The sequence below is a fragment of the Arthrobacter sp. TJ-254 genome (assembly GCF_058269175.1).
Genome location: NZ_JBZCNF010000002.1, coordinates 467,241 through 483,447 on the forward strand (window position 1 = coordinate 467,241; position 16,207 = coordinate 483,447).

At 68.4% G+C, this 16,207-nt stretch carries 16 protein-coding genes; 5 read left to right on the plus strand and 11 right to left on the minus strand.

The window, feature by feature from the left end; translation table 11 throughout:
* Positions 1–3 precede the first annotated feature (3 nt).
* From AC4D14_RS07265 to AC4D14_RS07275, 3 genes are all read right to left on the minus strand, one after another.
* On the minus strand, positions 4–789 hold the full coding sequence (locus tag AC4D14_RS07265) for an amino acid ABC transporter permease (RefSeq protein ID WP_490901090.1): 786 nt from the start codon (positions 787–789) through the stop codon (positions 4–6).
* Positions 790–868: 79 nt separating this feature from the next.
* Complete coding sequence (locus AC4D14_RS07270) at positions 869–1,666, minus strand: transporter substrate-binding domain-containing protein (protein ID WP_490901091.1); 798 nt, start codon at positions 1,664–1,666, stop codon at positions 869–871.
* Positions 1,667–1,813: 147 nt separating this feature from the next.
* On the minus strand, positions 1,814–3,154 hold the full coding sequence (locus tag AC4D14_RS07275) for an isochorismate synthase (protein ID WP_490901092.1): 1,341 nt from the start codon (positions 3,152–3,154) through the stop codon (positions 1,814–1,816).
* 112 nt (positions 3,155–3,266) lie between these two features.
* Between AC4D14_RS07275 and AC4D14_RS07280 the strand changes: the two genes are divergently transcribed.
* The 4 genes from AC4D14_RS07280 to AC4D14_RS07295 all read left to right on the plus strand — a co-directional run bounded on the left by AC4D14_RS07280 (position 3,267) and on the right by AC4D14_RS07295 (position 7,516).
* On the plus strand, positions 3,267–4,040 hold the full coding sequence (locus tag AC4D14_RS07280) for a demethylmenaquinone methyltransferase (protein ID WP_490901094.1): 774 nt from the start codon (positions 3,267–3,269) through the stop codon (positions 4,038–4,040).
* Positions 4,041–5,357, plus strand: a complete 1,317-nt coding sequence (locus tag AC4D14_RS07285) for a geranylgeranyl reductase family protein (RefSeq protein WP_490901095.1) — start codon at positions 4,041–4,043, stop codon at positions 5,355–5,357.
* A gap of 69 nt (positions 5,358–5,426) precedes the next feature.
* Positions 5,427–6,476 carry a polyprenyl synthetase family protein gene (locus AC4D14_RS07290; RefSeq protein WP_490901518.1) on the plus strand — a complete coding sequence of 350 codons (1,050 nt, stop codon included), beginning with the start codon at positions 5,427–5,429 and terminating at the stop codon, positions 6,474–6,476.
* 218 nt (positions 6,477–6,694) lie between these two features.
* The gene (locus tag AC4D14_RS07295; protein WP_490901097.1) at positions 6,695–7,516 is read left to right on the plus strand and encodes a DUF559 domain-containing protein; all 822 of its coding nucleotides are present in this window, start codon (positions 6,695–6,697) and stop codon (positions 7,514–7,516) included.
* A gap of 109 nt (positions 7,517–7,625) precedes the next feature.
* On the opposite strand, the gene AC4D14_RS07300 is transcribed toward AC4D14_RS07295, so the two are convergent.
* The 8 genes from AC4D14_RS07300 to AC4D14_RS07335 form a co-directional block, all read right to left on the minus strand.
* The gene (locus tag AC4D14_RS07300) at positions 7,626–8,096 is read right to left on the minus strand and encodes an HIT family protein (protein ID WP_490901098.1); all 471 of its coding nucleotides are present in this window, start codon (positions 8,094–8,096) and stop codon (positions 7,626–7,628) included.
* A gap of 4 nt (positions 8,097–8,100) precedes the next feature.
* Entirely contained in the window at positions 8,101–8,526 is a 426-nt protein-coding gene (locus tag AC4D14_RS07305) for a hypothetical protein (RefSeq protein WP_490901100.1), read from the minus strand.
* Positions 8,527–8,585: 59 nt separating this feature from the next.
* The gene (locus AC4D14_RS07310; RefSeq protein ID WP_490901102.1) at positions 8,586–9,233 is read right to left on the minus strand and encodes a trimeric intracellular cation channel family protein; all 648 of its coding nucleotides are present in this window, start codon (positions 9,231–9,233) and stop codon (positions 8,586–8,588) included.
* 36 nt (positions 9,234–9,269) lie between these two features.
* Positions 9,270–9,698, minus strand: a complete 429-nt coding sequence (locus tag AC4D14_RS07315) for an ATP-binding protein (protein WP_490901103.1) — start codon at positions 9,696–9,698, stop codon at positions 9,270–9,272.
* Positions 9,691–10,023: an STAS domain-containing protein gene (locus AC4D14_RS07320; RefSeq protein ID WP_490901105.1), complete on the minus strand. Its 333-nt coding sequence runs from the start codon at positions 10,021–10,023 to the stop codon at positions 9,691–9,693. The genes AC4D14_RS07315 and AC4D14_RS07320 overlap by 8 nt, the downstream gene beginning before the upstream one ends.
* Positions 10,007–11,959 (minus strand): glycosyltransferase, encoded by a 1,953-nt coding sequence (locus AC4D14_RS07325; RefSeq protein WP_490901107.1) that lies wholly within the window; start codon positions 11,957–11,959, stop codon positions 10,007–10,009. Before AC4D14_RS07325 ends, AC4D14_RS07320 begins: the two co-directional genes overlap by 17 nt.
* Entirely contained in the window at positions 11,956–13,080 is a 1,125-nt protein-coding gene (locus AC4D14_RS07330; protein WP_490901108.1) for a PP2C family protein-serine/threonine phosphatase, read from the minus strand. Before AC4D14_RS07330 ends, AC4D14_RS07325 begins: the two co-directional genes overlap by 4 nt.
* A gap of 77 nt (positions 13,081–13,157) precedes the next feature.
* Positions 13,158–14,576, minus strand: coding sequence for a PucR family transcriptional regulator (locus AC4D14_RS07335; RefSeq protein ID WP_490901110.1), 1,419 nt, complete (start codon positions 14,574–14,576; stop codon positions 13,158–13,160).
* Positions 14,577–14,754: 178 nt separating this feature from the next.
* Here AC4D14_RS07335 and AC4D14_RS07340 point away from each other — a divergent pair, with 178 nt between their 5' ends.
* Positions 14,755–16,194, plus strand: coding sequence for a gamma-aminobutyraldehyde dehydrogenase (locus AC4D14_RS07340; protein ID WP_490901112.1), 1,440 nt, complete (start codon positions 14,755–14,757; stop codon positions 16,192–16,194).
* The last annotated feature ends 13 nt before the right edge of the window (positions 16,195–16,207 follow it).

Genomic DNA, 16,207 nt, shown 5'->3' on the forward strand with positions numbered 1-16,207 from the left:
CTATCACCGGCCTCTCTTGTTGTGTCGTTCAAGCTTCGCGACAAGCTGCGTCAACGGCAAGGTGATCGCGAGGTACATCAGGGCGGCGACCACCAGCGGGGTGGCGTTGGCCTGGCTCGTCACGGCGTCCCTGGCGAAAACCGTGAGCTCCCTCTCGTTCAGCGCCATGCCGGCGATGAACAGCAGGGAGGTGTCCTTGATGAGGATCACCAGTTCGTTCGTCAGCGGCGGGGTGATGATCCGGAACGCCTGAGGCAGCACCACGGAGACCATTGTCCAGGACGGATTCATTCCCAGCGAGCGGGCCGCCTCCACCTGCCCCTTGGGGACCGCCTCGATGCCCGCCCGGATCGTCTCGGCGATGTAAGCGGCCGAAACGACGATCAGTGCCAGCAGGCCCGCTCCCGCGCTGCCGCCCGGCGGGCGCCAGCCGAAGGCGATGGGGACGGCGAAGGCGAATCCGAAGATGACGAGCAGGGCGGGCAGGCCGCGGAAGAGTTCGATGTAGGCCGTGGCCAGCCAGCGGTAGGGCAGCACCGAGGACAGCTTCATGAGGGCCAGCAGCAGCCCGAGGAGCAGCCCGCCCACAAACGCGATGATCGTATAGAGGATGGTGTTCTTCGCCGCGATGACAAGGATGTCGGGGAAGGCCGCGGCGGCGACCTCGGGATTGAAGAAGTAGGTGCCGATCGTGTCCCAGTCGGCGAGGGAGACGACGACGATGACGACGATCACGAAGACCGCGTAGAGGACGCCTTGGAACAGGCGCCGGCGCGTAGAGGGTTTCACGCTGGGGAATACCTTCCTTCAGGAGGTTGCGCGTCGGTGCCCCGGTGGCGTTCGGCCACCGGGGCACCGGCAGTGTTTTCTACTCCGCGAAGTAGGTGTCGTAAATTTCCTGGTACTTGCCGTTCTCGCGCAGTGTGCCGAGTTGTTCGTTCACTGCGGCGACAAGATCTTCGCTGCCCTCCTTGGCGAAGGCGAAGCCGTACTGCTCGTCGGTCTTGTACTCCTCGGCGATGGTGAACTTGCCGTCCTCGGTGTGCCCGAGGTTCACCGGCAGGTCCTGGAGCAGGGCGTCGACGTTGCCTGCCTGGATGGCGGCGTACATCTCGGCGTCGGATGGGAAGTCGACGACCTTGGTGTCCGCGGGGACGTTCTCGCGGGTGTAGGTGGCGCCGGTGGTGCCCTGCTGGACGCCCACGGACTTCCCGGCGAGGTCGTCGATCGACTTGATGTCGGAATCGGCGGGAACCAGCAGGGACTGCAGGGAGTCGTAGTAGGGATCGGAGAACGTGAGGTTCTTCTCGCGGTCCGGCGTGATGGTCACGGCGCTGGCGGCGACGTCGCACTGGCCGGCAGCGATGACGGCCCCGCTCTGAAGGCCGTCGAAGCCGACGTCCTGTACGGCCAGCTCCAGATCGAGGCCGGTGGCGATTTCACGCATGAGGTCCATGTCGAACCCCTTGTACTCGCCGTTTTCCTCGAACTCGAACGGGGGGTAGGGGATGTCCGAGCAGACAGTGAGGCTGCCTTCGGAAACGAGGTTCAGCCCGCCGGCTTCGCCCGAAGCGGCAGGTTCCTCGGAACCGCCTCCTCCGCAGGCGCTCAGGGCCAGCGATCCGGCCGCGAGGGCGGCCAGCATTGCAGTTTTAGTGGTGAACATGGAGTACCTCTGCTGTGGACGGAATACGGAAAAGGTCTTCGTTGATTCTAACTGGATTAGAGATGTGCATCACAGGCTACAGGAGATGCATATTGGTAACCAAGCATTTTAGGCGGGACTTGTGGCCGGACCGGGCCGGTCGGCCCGTCAGCGGGACAGGCCGAGGGCCTCGATCATTGGGCGGAACTTGCTCCAGGTTTCGGCGAGCTCCGCCTCCGGTTGGGAGCCGTCGACGATGCCGCACCCCGCGTACAGGCGCACCCTCGTGCTGCTCTCCACCACGGCGCCGCGCAGCGCGATGCCCCATTCGCCGTTGCCGGCCGCGTCGATCCAGCCGACCGGGCCGGCGTACGGCCCGCGTTCGAGGTGCTCGAGCTCGCGGATCAGGGCCCCGGCCACCGTGGTGGGGGTGCCGCACACCGCGGCCGTCGGGTGGAGTGCCTCCGCCAGGGCCAGCGATGTCGGAACCCGCCCGTCGCCGTCGGATGACAGCTGGGCCCTGACATCGGAGGCCAGGTGCCACACATTGGGGAGTTCGAGCACGAACGGTTCGCTGTGCGAGGTCATCGAACTGGTGAACGGCTCGAGCTGCTCGGTGAGGGAGTCGATGGCGATCGAATGCTCGTGGAGCTGCTTCGCGGAGCCGGCGAGCACCCGCTGGGGATACTCCCGGTCCCCGGGAGGCGCGCTGGCACGGTCGAGGGTGCCGGCGAGGACCCGTGCCTGCGCCGTCGCGTTCTCCACCTTGATGAGCATCTCCGGGGTGGAACCGATGAGGCCGTCCACCGAGTAGGTCCAGCAGTCCTCGTACCGCACGGCCAGTTCCCGCAGCACCTGCGCCGTTGCGACGGGAGAGCCGAGCTCCGCCACGACGTCGCGGGCCAGGACCAGCTTGCTCAGTTCTCCGGCGCGGATGTGCTTGACCCCACGGCCCACGGAGTCAAGATACTGGTCCTCACTCACGACGCCGGGCACAAGGCGGTCATCCGGGTGCGGGGTGCGGGCCGGGGCGACGTCCTCGAGGTAGGCCGCCAGTGCCGCCTCGGCGGCGGCGGCGCTGAGCTCGGCGTGGGGGTCGTCCGTAACGTAGGTGAGCCAGCTCTGGCCGTCCCGGCATCCGACCACCACCTCAGGGACGATCAGGCGCGAGGCGTGCTTCGAGGTTTTCGAGAATGCGAAGGAGCCGAAGGCAACCAGGCCGGTTCCGGGGCCCGTGACGTCGTTCTGCACCTCGGCTGCGGCGAGTTCGTCGAGCCACCACCGCTGCGCTTCGGCGAACCGTTCCGGCCCGGACGAGGTGAACCGCGCCACCTCGCCGAACGCGACCAGACCGCCGCCCCGGCGGATCCAGGTGTGGATGTTGTCGCGCACCACATAGTCGAGAAGGCCGGTCTCGGGTTCGATGCCGCTCCGCGGGATGGTGATGCTTCTGAGGCCGCTTGACTGCCCGGGTGCGGGCGCGAACGCGGCGGGGGACGGAGTGCTCATGATGACATCAAGCGTACTCCGCTGGTCCAGCGCACATTCCCCACCCCCGCACCGGCGGACTCCCGGCGAAGGTGCGGTCCGGTCCCACATATTTGTTTGAGACAATAGGCAGGTGAACCGAGCATCACTGGAGAAGCGCCCCGAAGAAGTAGCTGCCATGTTCGATGACGTCGCGCCCAAATACGACGTCGTCAACGATGTCCTGTCACTGGGGCAGACGCACCGCTGGCGGAAGATCGTGGTGCAGGCGGTGGGCGCCGAACCCGGTCAGCGCGTCCTTGACCTGGCAGCCGGAACCGGCACCTCGAGCGAGCCGTACGCCGACAGCGGCATCGACGTCGTGGCGTGTGATTTCTCACTTGGCATGCTGACGGTTGGCAAGCGGCGGCGGCCCGACATCGACTTCGTCGCGGGGGATGCGACGAACCTTCCGTTCGCCGACAACTCCTTTGATGCAAGCACCATCTCCTTCGGCCTGCGCAACGTCAACGAGCCGCGCAAGGCCCTGCAGGAGATGCTGCGCGTGACCAAGCCCGGCGGCAGGCTCGTCATCGCCGAGTTCTCCCAGCCCGTCGTGCCGCTGTGGCGGAACCTCTACACCGAATACCTGATGCGCGCCCTGCCGGCCATCGCCAGCAAGGTCGCCTCGAACCCCGATGCCTACGTCTACCTCGCCGAATCGATCCGCGCCTGGCCCAACCAGGACGCCCTCGCGGCGTGGATCTCCGAAAGCGGCTGGGACGACGTGGCCTACCGGAACCTCAACGGCGGCATCGTTGCCGTCCACCGGGCCACCAAGCCGGGCGGGATGCCCGGCGGGACACCGGCAGCGCCTGAGCCGGCGCGGGCCCGCCTGCGCCGCCGCAGCACCCGGGCAGTGCACTAAGTGTCGGTCCTCATCATCGGGGCCGGGCCCGCAGGGTCCACCGCCGCCTACTACCTCGCGCGTGCCGGCATCGAGGTCACCGTCCTTGAGAAAACCCACTTTCCCCGCGAGAAGGTCTGCGGCGACGGGCTCACCCCGCGCGCCGTCCGCGAGATTCAGCTGCTGGGCCTCCCGCACGAGGCCGACGACGGCTGGCGGCGCAACAAGGGGCTGCGGCTGAAGGCCGGCGGACGCACCGTCGAGGTGCCCTGGCCGGAGCTCAGCGACTTCCCCGGCTACGGACTGGTGCGCACCCGCCTCGGTTTCGATGAAGCCCTCGCAGTCCACGCCCGGCAGGCCGGCGCCCGGATCCTCGAAGGCCACGCCGTTACCTCGGCCATCCGGGACGAGACCGGACGGGTGACCGGCGTCGTGGCGAACATCCTCGACGAGGGCGGACGCAAGACCGGCGAGAGCCGCACCTTCAGCGCCGACGTCGTCCTCGCCGCCGACGGCAACTCCACGCGGACCGCGGTCAGCCTGGGCATCCCCAAGCGCGACGACCGCCCGCTGGGCGTTGCCGTGCGCACCTACTTCACCAGCCCCCGGCACGAGGACGACTGGATGGAGGGCTGGCTTGAGCTCCCCGACGCGAGCGGCCGGCCCCTTCCCGGCTACGGCTGGGTCTTCGGCGTGGGCGACGGCACCTCCAACGTGGGGCTGGGCATCCTCAACTCCTCCGCGGAGTTCGGCAAGCTCGACTACAAGCAGGTGCTTCGCGACTGGACCGCCGGCATGCCTGCCGAATGGGGCTTCACCCCCGAGCATCAGGTCGGCGAGATCCGCGGCGCGGCCCTTCCCATGGGCTTCAACCGCACCCCGCACTACAGCCCCGGGCTCCTGCTGCTTGGTGATGCCGGGGGGATGGTTTCACCCTTCAACGGCGAGGGCATCTCCTACGCCATGGAGTCGGCGCGTTACGCCGCCGAGTTCATCGAACGCTCCCAGTCGGTCACCTCGGCCCTTGGCCGGGAGCAGATCCTCTCCGGATACGCCCCGTACATCCGCGGGCAGTGGGGGAGCCACTTCACCCTCGGCCGGGTTTTCGCGAAGCTCATCGGCAAGCCGGAAATCCTCCGCCTGGCCCTGCGCACCGGGATGCCGGTGCCGGTGCTGATGCGCTTCGTGGTGCGGATGCTCGCCAACCTCACCGATGCGGGAGGCCGCGGCTTCGAAGCCCGCGTCATCCACCTCCTTGAATCGCTTGCTCCACCCACGTCCAACCAGCCTCCCCCGAGGCTAGACACACACGCGCGTCCCACCGCCCCACTTGGTTAGGCTTATACAGTGACTTCCTCCTTCGACTCAGGCCTGGCCAGCGTTGACAACAGCGTCCGCGGGGACAGCGTGCTCTCCGCCGCCGGGCAACCGGAGGACGGTTTCGCCTCACTGCACCTGCCCGCCGGGTTCGCGCTGATCGCCGAGGACCCGACGCTCGGCCCCGCCGTCTCGTCCTGCCTGAGCGAGGTCGAAACGCAGCTGCGCGCGGCGATCACCAACGCCGATTCCCTTGCCGACGCCGCAAGCCGGCACCTGGTCGAGGCCGGGGGCAAGCGGATCCGGCCCCTGCTGACCCTCCTCGCCTCCCACCTCGGGGACCCGAGCCGGCCCGAGGTGGTCCAGGCCGCCGTCGTCGTCGAGCTGACCCACCTGGCCACCCTCTACCACGACGACGTGATGGACTCCGCGCCCTACCGCCGCGGCGCCCCGACCGCCCACGAGGTGTGGGGCAACTCGGTGGCCATCCTCACGGGCGACCTCATCTTCGCCCGCGCCTCGATCCTCGTCTCCGAACTGGGTGGGGAAGCCCTCGGCATCCAGGCGCGCACGTTCGAGCGGCTGTGCCTCGGGCAGCTGCACGAGACGGTGGGCCCGCGGGAGAACCAGGACCCGCTCGAGCACTACCTCTCCGTCATCGCCGACAAGACCGGCTCCCTCGTTGCGGCGTCGGGACAGCTCGGCGCACTGTTCGCCGGCACCTCCCGCGAGGTCATCGACATCATGGTTCAGTACGGCGAGAAGGTCGGCGTGGCCTTCCAGCTTGCCGACGACGTGATCGATGTGACCGGGCTGAAGGTGAAGTCCGGCAAGTCACCGGGCACCGATCTCCGCGAGGGCGTCCCGACCCTCCCGATCCTGCTGCTCCGGCGTGCCGCCTCGGCCGGGGACGCCTCCGCCGTCGAGGTCCTCGCCCTGGTTGACGGCGACCTGACCTCGGACGAGGCGCTGGCCGAAGCCGTCGAGGCGGTGCGCACGCACCCACAGACCCAGGAAGCGTGGGCCGTCGCGCAGCGCTGGGCCGACGACGCCGTCGCCGCCCTCGACCCGCTGCCCGACAGCGTGGTGAAGCAGGCGCTCGCCAGTTTCGCCCACGCCGTCGTCACCCGGGACGTCTGACCGGCCCGCATTCGCCTCCTTGGCGCCGCCCGGTTTCAGTTCCTGCGCCTTTGCCGCCGGTGCTCCGGCCCGGGGCGGCGTGTCGGCCCGCGCCACGCCCTTCCACGGCTGAAACCCGGGGAAAACGGTGCGCGGGAAGTACAGGCGGGAGCGGCCCGGTTGCCCACATAGGGCCCGACGTCGGCCCGGAAACCCCGCACGTCGGCTGAACTGCCCGGATGAGCGTGGAACAGGTGGTGAAGTCCCTCGGGTCGGTCGCCCGCACCGGGCAGGTGCGCGACCGCGGCGTCAGCGCCCGGGAACTTGCCCGGGCAGTGCGCGGGGGCACGGTGGTGAGGCTGCGATCCGGTGTGCTGGCCCTGCCGGGTGCGGACCCCGACCTCACGGCAGCGGTGCTGGCCGGTGGCCGGCTGACCTGCGTGTCGGCGGCCCGGTACTATGGCCTGTGGCAGCTCCGGCGCCCCGGCTCCCTTCATCTGAGCTGCTCCTCGGGTGCGGTCGGGTGTGTCAACCACCGCGGCAGGACTGTTCCGGTCCACTCGATCCTGCCCGTCGTGGGACTTGCCGACGTCCTGGTCCATGCCCTGCAGTGCCGGCCGGCGGTTGAGTCGGTGGCAATGGTTGAATGCGCGCTGCGCCGGGGCGACACGGTGAAGTCCTTCCTCACGGACCGGCTCCCGGGCAACCGCAACGGGCGGGCACGTGCCGCCCTCGACCTCGCCGGGACCTCGGCCGACTCCGCCATCGAGGTCGTTGCCCGCCTGCTGTTCCTGGGCGCCGGCCTGGACATCGAACCGCAGGCAGCGGTTCCGGAAGTGGGCCGGGTGGATTTCCTGGTCGAAGGCTTCCTCGTCGTCGAGATCGACGGGGCGGCGTTCCATTCCGACCGGCGGGCCCTGCGGCGGGACCGCCACCGCAACAACCGGACAATCATCAACGGCTACGCGGTGCTGAGGTTCTGCTATGAGGACATCATGTTCCACCAGGAACTCGTCCTGGCCGACATTTTCGCGGTGCTCCGGGGCCGGGCCGTGCGGTAGGTGCACCGGATCCGGCACCTTTGGCGGGATAGCCGCCGCCCGACCCGCGTGGCGGCCGGCGACACGCGTCCGGCGGACCCAAACCCGCAGGAATCGGCGCAGCGCAGGGCTAGAGGAACGCCCGCAGTTCGTCGGCCTTGCGGGCGCGGATCGCCGGGTCGACGATCGGGCGGGTCGGCGCGAAGTAGAAGCCGTCGTCGTGCCAGCGGGGAAGGACGTGCTGGTGGTAGTGCCACACGTGCTGGCTGCCGGCGGGCTCGTTGTGCTGCCGGGTGGAGACGCCGTCGGGCTCCCACGCCCGCTTGATCGCCACGGCAAGGTCGCGGGTGAGGACCATGATCCGGGCGGCGACGTCGTCGGGGAGTTCGTAGAGCAGCTCGAAGTGCTCACGCGGGGTGATCAGCACATGCCCGGGGTTGGGGGCGAAGCCGTGGGAGGCGATGAACGCAATCGCCAGCTCATCCGAGTAGATGACGTCGCCCGGGCGGCACAGGTTCTTCGGGTTGCTGAAGTCGCCCTTGGCCAGGTCGCAGAACGGGCAGCGGTAGTCCTGCGGCGCGTGGTGAACAAACTCGGACACGTGCCTAGTCCTCCTCGGTGTCTTCGAACACCCACTCGAACAGGTCAAGGACGTACTCGCTGAACGTCCCCTCCTCGCTCTGCCATTCGCCGCGGGCGTTGTTGCGGCGCCAGATGATCGGGTCGGGAACGGAGAGCTGGTCCACGCGCATGCCCCACGTGTACTGCTCCTCCTCGTCCTCGAGGAAGAGCAGGTAGCCGTCCTCGACCTCAAGCTCGTCGGGGTCCCAGAAGAAGTGGAACGCCTCCATGATGTCTTCGGTCGCTCCGACGGCGAGGTAGAACTCGCGCAGCGCCAGGGGCAGCTCGAAGTCCTTGCCGTCGAGAAGCTCCTCCAGTTCGGCCGGCGAGAAGCCGTCCTCCGCTTTCCACTGGTCGTCAAAGTAGGCGGGAACCAGGGCACGGAATTTGTCCAGGAACAGTTCGGTCACAGGAACTCCAGGTGGTGTTGGGGGGAAGCTTCCATCCTATCCCGCACGGACCGCAGGCTTTACCGCCCGTTCCGCGGGGACCGGGTCCACGTCCGGGCCGCGAGCGGCACCGACCAGCCGTTGGTCCATGCAAGGATGCGCAGCAGGAACACGAGGGCGGCGGCCGCTGTGCCGGTGAGCAGGTTGAACCATCCGGCCGCCACGAGCAGGGTCACGACGACGGCGCCAAGCATCGCCGGCAGGGCGTAGACGTCGCGCGGGTCGAACAGCTGCGGAGTCTCGTTGGCGACGACGTCGCGCAGCAGCCCGCCGCCAACGCCGGTGGTGACGCCGAGCAGGACCGCCGCGACGGGATTCAGCCCGAAGTCGAGCGCCTTGAGCGTTCCCGTGACGCAGAACAGTGCAAGCCCCGCGGCGTCGAAGATCACAAGGACGCGCTTGACCCGCTCCACCCCGGAGACCGTGAAGTACACGAGGACCATGGCCAGCAGCGGGGGAATCAGGTAGACGGGATTGGAGAACGCAGCCGGCGGCGTACCGATGATGACGTCGCGCACCACGCCCCCGCCGAGCCCCGCCAGGGAAGCCAGCAGCAGCGAACCGACGACGTCGAACTTCCTCCGGGCGGCAAGGAGCGATCCGGAGACTGCGAAGAAGAACACTCCGGCCAGATCAAGGATCAGGGCGATGTTCGAGGCGGTGGTCATTTGCTCTTTCGACGGAAGCCCGCGGACGGGCGGAGCTTAGGCGAAGGGTGCCGATTCCCGTGAGAGGATCCAGGTGTTCGTGTCACCGCGGCGCTCGACGGTCACCGTTGTCACAAGGGCCTCGATGAGCGCCAGCCCGCGGCCGGACTCGAGGTCCTCGCCCGGCATCTCCGGCACGGTGAGGTCCGGGAGCGCCTCGGCGCCGATCTCGGAGATCTTCGCGTGCAGGAGGGAGGGCATGATGCTGAGGTCGACGCCGAGCATCAGGCGCCGGCCCTTGGCGGCGATGCCGTGCTGGACCACGTTGGTGGCGGCCTCGACGACGGCGGTGGCAAACGCCATCTGGTCAAGCTCGGGCACGAACGCCGCGTCGTCCCACAGCAGGGCCAGCTCGTCGTGGAGCTTGTCGACCGCCTCGGGTTCGGCGGGCGCCAGCAGCTTGCGCTGGGCCAACACCTCAGTCATTGGCGAAGGCATCTTCGGTTGTGGCATGAGGAGTCAGGACCCGGTGCATGCTTGTCAGTTCGAGGACCATCTTCACCTGCGGCCGAACGCGGGCGATCCGCAGGTCCCCTCCGGCCTGCCGTGCCAGTTTGAGGCAGCCGATGAGGGCGCCGAGCCCGGAGGAATCGATGAACTCCGTTGCATCGAGGTCCACCACGATGCGCTTGTTGCCGGCGGAGACGACATCCCCGATGACGTCGCGCAGTTGCGGTGCAGCGACCATGTTCAGCCTCCCGGTGCCTGAGACGACCGTGTACGTTGCTTTCTGCTCAGTGCTGAACTGCATCTGCACTCCTCTTTTCCGGGACAAACCCCTTGTACTTTACTGCCTTGAGCACGACGCTCAGCACGACGAGGTCGAAGGCGACCCAGCCCACATTGACGAGCGTCCCGATCGGTTCGTTGAGTCCAAGTGCCAGCCGTGTGACCCCTACAAGCAGCGCGGCAACAAGCAGCACGATGACGGTCAGCTGGGGGCGGATCAGGCTCCAGCGCGGACCGCCGCTCTGGCGGGACTTGGGGGTGACGGCGAACGCCAGCGGGTGCCCGAACCACACGTTGCGGGCGGCGGTGGTGCACGCCCGGATCCAGACAGGGAACAGCGCCAGGCTGTACTGCTGGCCGCGCCAGGTGCTCAGCCCCCGTCCCGCAACGGCGAAGAGGATCTGGTTGGCGATCATGAACGGGATGAAGCGGGAAAAGAAGTCGTCGCTGAGGCTCGTCACCGGAAGGATGCCGAGCGTGAGGTAGAGGATCGGGGCGGCGAAGTAGACGACGGCGGCGAACCCGGAGAGGTACGTCCACATGGTGGTGAAGTACATCAGGCGCTGGCCGAGCTTCAGGCCCTTCAGCGTCAGGGGGTTCTCCCGCAGCAGGACCTGGATGGTTCCCTGGGCCCACCGGAGGCGCTGCGTCAGCATCGTCCCGAGGTCTTCGGGGGCAAGCCCGCGCGCCAGCACCTCATGGTGGTAGACGCTCTGCCAGCCCATCGCGTGGAGCCCCAGCGAGGTCGCCATGTCCTCCGTCACGGAGATGGTTGACATCGGCATGATCGGCTGGGCCTCGGAAGAGCGTTCGATGGTGACCGCATCGAGGACGGCCTGCACCGATCCCAGGGCCGCGAGCGGGGAGAGGTCGCGGTGGGACATGCGTTCGACGGCGCGGTCCAGGTCGACCGCGAGCTCAACCGAGGCGTCGGCTCCGTGCCCCATCGCCGTGAGCTCGGCGAGGTCGGACTCAAGGGCTGACAGGTCCGAGCTGACCAGGGTCTGCACTGCCTCGTCAACGGACCGGCGCACCCTGTAGGTCACCTCGCTGAGCGAGGCTCCTTCGGCAAGTTCGGCACGGGCGCGGCCGGTTGCCGCCTCCACCCGGTCCAGCAGCCCGGCGACAAGTGGGTCGGCGGCTTCGGGGGAGCGGCGGGCGGACCGCAGGGCGCGGCGGGAGGCCTTGAGCGCCTTGCGCACGCTCCGGTCCACTTCGGTGACGTACCCGGTCAGGCCCAGCTGCATGAGCGCCTCACGCCGCAGGACGGCGTTGGATCCGCAGAAGAACGCGGCATCCCAGCCGTCCTTGCCCTGCTGGATCGGCCCGTAGAAGAGCGGCGCCTGGCTGCCCAGCGGATCATTGTCGGCAACGTTGTCGAAGTACTGCGGCGTCTGGACGAGGGCCACGCGCCGGTTGTCGAAGTACCCCAGCGTGCGCCCGAGGATGGTGGGGGCCGGCACCTGGTCGGCGTCAAGGATGAGGACGAACTCTCCCTGCGTCTCCATCAGCGCGTTGTTGAGGTTGCCCGCCTTGGCGTGGCGCGGGCGGTCCTCCCAGTCGGCGCCGCGGGTGAGGTAGCCGATCCCGTGCTCCTCGGCGAGGCGGCGGATCTCGGGGCGTGACCCGTCGTCAAGGATCCAGGTGCTGTGCGGGTGTTCGATCGCCTGCGCGGCGAGGGCGGTGCGCAGGACCATCTCCGCGGGCTCGTCGTAGGTGGTGATGAAGACGTCAACCGTTGCATCGGGGCGCGCCGGCGGCGCGGACCGGTGCCGGACCCGCCAGACCGTCATGCCAAAGAGGGTCAGGTCGATGAGGCTGTACGTTTCGGCGATGACGAGCGGGACGGCAATCCACCAGGCGTCCCAGTTGAGCGAGGCGAACCAACGCCACGCAATGTAGTTGACGCCGGTGAGGACGGTCAGGACAACCAGCAGGCGCAGCAGGAAGCGGTTCACGGGCTCGGGGTTTCCTGCGGGCGGCTCCGGCTGCGGTGCAGGATCACTGCGGTGACGTCGTCGGCCACCTCGGGCACGTCGGCGAGCTGGAGCAGGGCGCTGCAGGCGTCGGCCGCGGTCGGCGCCTGGGCGATGACCACCCGCACAGCGGCGATGAAGTCCTCGATCGTCTCATAGAGGTCGAGCAGTCCGTCACTGATGACGGCGAGGACGTCGCCGGGGGCAAGCTGCACCTGTCCCGACCGCCAGACCTGCCCGGGCCACGCGCCGACCGGCGGGCCGCCCGAGGCGAGCCGGTCGCAGCGGCCGTCGGCGGTGATGTGGAGGGCGAGGCCGTGCCCGGCGTCGACGTATTCGACGACGCCCGTCGCGGCATTGAGCCGGCCATGGAAGAGGGTGACGAAGGATCCGGCCTTGTCGAGGTCCGGCTCCGTTGACCGGGCGGCGCTGTTGAACGCCGTGTCAATGTTGGTCTGGCCGGCGACGGAACGCATGACGGCGCGCACCGTGGCGGCGATGAGGGCCGCGCCCATGCCCTTGCCCATGGCATCGGCGACAGTGAGGTGGAGGCCCTCGGGGGTGCGGTACCAGTCGTAGAAGTCGCCGCCGACGCTGCGCGAGGGGCGGAACTGTCCGGCGAGGGCGTAGTCCTCGAACTGCAGCGCGTCCCGGGGGAGCAGGCTCTGCTGGACCTCCGCGGCCCGCCGGCGTTCGTCGGCGTTCGCCTCGTCGACGGCGCTCTGCCGGTTCTGCCTGCGGAAGATGGAATTGATGCGGGCCACGAGCTCGCGGGGGCTGAAGGGCTTGCTGATGTAGTCGTCGGCGCCGGTCTCGAGGCCGGTGAGCCGCTGGATCTCGTCGGTCCGCGCGGTGATCATGAGGATGTACGCGTCGGAAAAGGTGCGGATCTGGCGGCAGATGTCGATGCCGTCGCCGTCAGGGAGGTTCAGGTCCAGGGTGATCAGGTCGGCACCCTCCCGCGCCGCCGCGAGTCCCTCCTTCGCCGTCCCGGCCTCGGTGACCTCGAAGCCCTGGGATGCGAGGATCTGTGCGAGCAGGCTCCGGATGTCGGCGTCGTCTTCAACAACGAGGGCGCGGCGCGTACCGGAGGGGTAAGTCATAGGATCCATTAAACGCTACCAATCTCAAGTTTCACTCGGATAACTCCAGAAACATACGGAACGGCCGCTTTACGGTGCTACCGCAGCGCCCGAACGTGCAGGGCCAGGTAGAGGTGCACCCGGTCGGCGGTGACCGCCGGGTCGTACCCTGTGAGGTCGACGATTTGCTGGAGGCGGTAGCGCACCGTGTTGCGGTGCAGCTGCAGGGCGTCCGCAACGGCAGCGACAGACCCGTTGAGGGCAAGGTATTTCTCAAGGGTGGTCATCAGCCCGGCCCCGTGCTTGGCGTCGAAGGCGCTGACCGGCGCCAGGACCTCGGATGCGAGGTCGGCAAGGGGGACGTCCTCGCTGGTCATGAGCAGGGAGGTCAGGCTCAGCCGGTTGGGATGGTTGATCGGATTGCCGCGGGTGAGCGATTCCCGCGCCTCGAAGTAGCTCCACCGCAGGCCGTTCACGCCCGCGTAGGCTCCGCCGATTCCCACGCGGGCGGTGAACCCCGCCGCGTGGAGGTAGGCGCCAACGGTTTCGCCGAGTTCGGCACCGGCGGCCTCGGTGGCGATGACGACAAGGCGCTCGTCGATGATGGCGCTGACCGTCCCCGCGCAGTCGGCGGGCAGCGGCAGCGTGCGCAGGGCCCGGCGCTGCCCCGAGGCGACCTCGATGATCACCGCGACGTGCCGGCACGACGTGTCGAGGCCCGTGCTCTGAAGCCGGGCGCCGGCGTCGGGTCCGGTGAGGGTGCCGCGCACGACGTCCTGCAGCAGCTGCCCCGCCGCCGAACGCTCGCCGAAGCGCCGCCGGGCCTGGTTGCTCAGTTCGACGCTGATGAGGCTCTGCGCGTAGTCGACGATCTCGGCAGGCGTGTACGGCTCGGCGATGGCAAGGGTGCACCGGTCCTTCAGGCCCGTGGCCACCGGAACGCGGTGCCAGCCGCGCGCGTCCCCGTCGTCGGCGGAGGAGGTGCCGGCGATGCGGGTTCCGTACTGGGACAGGGAGACGTCGCTGCCCAGGATCGCCGCGAGCTCCTCGAGCAGCCGCGCCAGGCCGCCTCCGCCCAGGAGCGCCGCCGCGAGCCTCTGGTAACCGAGAAGCAGTCCCTCGAGGCGGGCATAGTGGTCCGCGGAGAGGGAGTCGGCAACAATCTTGCCGATGGCGATGAAGGGTGTCTGGTACGGCACCTCGAACACTGGAAGGCCCACCCGGTTGGCCTCGTCGACAAGGCCTTCCGGGGCGTGGTCGTGGGAGAACCCGACGCCGAACCCGACCGCCAGGGCTCCCGCCTCGGCGACCCGCCGCACGAACGCGCGCTCGGCGGAGGCGTTCTGGAACCGGACGCCGGTTGTCAGCACCACCTCGCCGCCGCCGAGGAACGGAAGCGGATCCTCAAGCTCGGTCACGGCGACCCACTGGATGCCGGCGTCGGAGGCGGGTGCGCTGCCGACGGGCGTCAGGCCGAGCCGGGGCGCGGCGAGCAATGTTGACAGGGAGATAGCCATGTACCAAGAGTAGGAGAGGCGGGCCGAAATTATTGTGCGGCTGCATGAGTGTTTCGCATTTCCCCTGTGCACCAGCACCTTGGAGTTTTCCGCCGGCGGCGCGTAGGGTCGGCAGTGACTCTCGCGCTGCCGCCGGTGATAGTTGTGCCTGCCGACGGCCGTCCGCTCAATGAAAGGGATGCACACCGTGGTCCAGACCCTGCAGAACTACATCAACGGCGAGTTCGTTTCGATCTCCGGCACGGAGATCCTCGACATCGTCAACCCCACCAACGGCGAACTCGTCGCGAAGGCGCCGGTGTCGCTCCAGGCTGACGTCGACGCGGCAATGGACGCCGCCGCCACCGCCTTCAAGTCCTGGAAGCACGTGACCCCGGGCCAGCGCCAGCTTATGCTGCTGCGCCTCGCCGACGCCGTGGAGGCAGCAAGCGACGACCTCGTGGAGGCCCAGCACCGCAACACCGGTCAGGTGCGCGAGATGATCGCCGCCGAGGAGGTTGCCGCGGGCGCCGACCAGCTGCGCTTCTTCGCCGGAGCCTCCCGCATCCTTGAGGGCAAGTCGGCCGGGGAGTACATGGAGGGCCACACCTCCTACATCCGCCGCGAGCCCATCGGCGTCGTCGCGCAGGTCGCGCCCTGGAACTACCCCCTGCTCATGGCGGTGTGGAAGATCGGTCCCGCCCTTGCCGCAGGCAACACGGTCGTCCTCAAGCCCAGCGACACCACCCCCGAATCGACGCTGCTCCTGGCGCGGCTCACGCAGGACATCCTGCCCCCGGGCGTGCTGAACGTGGTGCTCGGCAACGCCGAGACCGGCTCCATGATGACCGAGCACAAGACTCCCGGCCTCGTCTCGATCACCGGTTCGGTGCGTGCGGGCATCGCCGTCGCCTCGAGCGCGGCCAAGGGCCTGAAGCGGGCCCACCTGGAGCTTGGCGGCAAGGCCCCCGCCGTCGTCTTCGCCGACGCCGACCTCAAGAAGACCGCCGAGGCGCTCGCCGAGTTCGCCTTCTTCAACGCGGGCCAGGACTGCACCGCGGTCACGCGCGTCCTCGTCCAGGAACCCGCCCACGACGAGCTTGTCGCGGCAATGGTCGAGCACACCAAGACGCTCAAGACCGGCAGCCAGGACGACTCGGAGAACTACTTCGGGCCGCTGAACAACATCAACCACTTCAACGCGGTCAACTCGGTCATCGACTCCCTGCCGGCTCACTGCCAGGTCGCCACCGGTGGCAAGCGTGCGGGCGACAAGGGCTACTTCTTCGAACCCACGATCGTCACCGGAGCCGAGCAGAGCGACGACATCGTCCAGAAGGAGACGTTCGGCCCGATCCTCACCGTCCAGAAGTTCCTCACCGAGGCTGAAGCCGTGGAGATGGCCAACGACGTCGATTTCGCCCTCGCCTCAAGCGTGTGGACAACCGACCACGGCACGGCCATGCGCGTCTCCCGCGACCTGGACTTCGGCGCCGTGTGGATCAACACACACATCATGCTCACCGCGGAGATGCCGCACGGCGGGTTCAAGAGCTCCGGCTACGGCAAGGACCTCTCGCTGTACGGCGTCGAAGACTACACACGGATCAAGCACGTCATGAGCGCGCTGGATGTCTAGAAGGGACACGAAT

Excerpts from the sequence above, each read along its gene's own strand:
- AC4D14_RS07270 (WP_490901091.1), bottom strand. The coding sequence starts at position 1,666 with ATGTTCACCACTAAAACTGCAATGCTGGCCGCCCTCGCGGCCGGATCG.
- AC4D14_RS07275 (WP_490901092.1), bottom strand. The coding sequence starts at position 3,154 with ATGAGCACTCCGTCCCCCGCCGCGTTCGCGCCCGCACCCGGGCAGTCA.
- AC4D14_RS07295 (WP_490901097.1), top strand. The coding sequence starts at position 6,695 with ATGAGCGTGGAACAGGTGGTGAAGTCCCTCGGGTCGGTCGCCCGCACC.
- AC4D14_RS07310 (WP_490901102.1), bottom strand. The coding sequence starts at position 9,233 with ATGACCACCGCCTCGAACATCGCCCTGATCCTTGATCTGGCCGGAGTG.
- AC4D14_RS07315 (WP_490901103.1), bottom strand. The coding sequence starts at position 9,698 with ATGACTGAGGTGTTGGCCCAGCGCAAGCTGCTGGCGCCCGCCGAACCC.
- AC4D14_RS07320 (WP_490901105.1), bottom strand. The coding sequence starts at position 10,023 with ATGCAGTTCAGCACTGAGCAGAAAGCAACGTACACGGTCGTCTCAGGC.
- AC4D14_RS07330 (WP_490901108.1), bottom strand. The coding sequence starts at position 13,080 with ATGACTTACCCCTCCGGTACGCGCCGCGCCCTCGTTGTTGAAGACGAC.
- AC4D14_RS07335 (WP_490901110.1), bottom strand. The coding sequence starts at position 14,576 with ATGGCTATCTCCCTGTCAACATTGCTCGCCGCGCCCCGGCTCGGCCTG.
- AC4D14_RS07340 (WP_490901112.1), top strand. The coding sequence starts at position 14,755 with ATGCACACCGTGGTCCAGACCCTGCAGAACTACATCAACGGCGAGTTC.